The organism is Streptomyces sp. SID1328, assembly GCF_009865595.1.
Classification (GTDB): Bacteria; Actinomycetota; Actinomycetes; order Streptomycetales; family Streptomycetaceae; genus Streptomyces; species Streptomyces griseoluteus.
This window is the reverse complement of record NZ_WWKH01000540.1, coordinates 1-805: the sequence shown is the minus strand read 5'-3', so window position 1 is coordinate 805 and position 805 is coordinate 1. Positions and strand designations below refer to the sequence as shown.

General features: G+C 79.0%; 2 pseudogenes. Both read right to left on the bottom strand.

The features are described from left to right. Positions 1–484: pseudogene (locus GT030_RS16895) on the bottom strand (hypothetical protein); the annotation flags it as partial. Continuing rightward, a pseudogene (locus GT030_RS16890) lies at positions 481–805 on the bottom strand (hypothetical protein); the annotation flags it as partial. The pseudogenes GT030_RS16895 and GT030_RS16890, both read right to left, overlap by 4 nt.

The window sequence follows — 805 nt, the reverse complement described above, 5'->3', positions numbered from 1 at the left end:
GGGCCTCCGCGGCACCCCGCGCCAGCGCGTCACCGACCGGGCCCCCGAGCGCCTCCCCGACTGCCTGGGCGGCGACCACGGGCCCCGCCCCGGCCTCGATGCAGGCGGCCAGCAGTTCGGCGGCGAGGGGAAGTTGGCGAGCCGCCGCAACCGTGTCCAGCTCTGTCGCAGGCCGCGCCGCCGCCCGGCGCTGCTGCCACCGCCACAGCGCCGCACCGGCCCCGATCGCCACCAGCGCCCCGAAGATCCCGCCGACCACCGCCCATGCCCCGCACCCGACTCCGGCCACCGGCAGCCACTTCCGGGCCGCGTCGGCGACCGCCGGAGAACGACCGGCCGCGGGCGGCTCCACGGCCAGCAGTTCCGCCACCCTCCGCCGCGCCCGGCGCCGTTGCCGCACCAGCTCCAGCCGGCGGCCCGCCCAGCCGAGGGCGGCGGCCATCCCCACCGCCACCCCCAGGCTGTGGACGAACTCCCCGCTCATGCCGCCTCAGCTCCCCGCACGATCCGAGCCGCCCACCAGATGCCGGCGCCCTCGAACACCGCTCCCGCCACCAGACAGCCCAGCCCGGCCCCACTGTGCAGCAGCACCCGGAGGGGATCGGCGCCCATGGCCGCGCCCAGCAGCAGCCCGAACAGGGGCAGCACCGCCAGCAGCAGAGCCGTGGCACGAGCACCGGACAACTGGGCGCGCAGGTCGGCGCGTTGGTCCCGCTCCGCGCGCAGGGCGCCCTCCAGCCGGTCGAGGCCGGCCGCCAGGCCCGCGCCCTGGTCCACGGCCACCCGCCAGCAGGCGGCCAGCCCC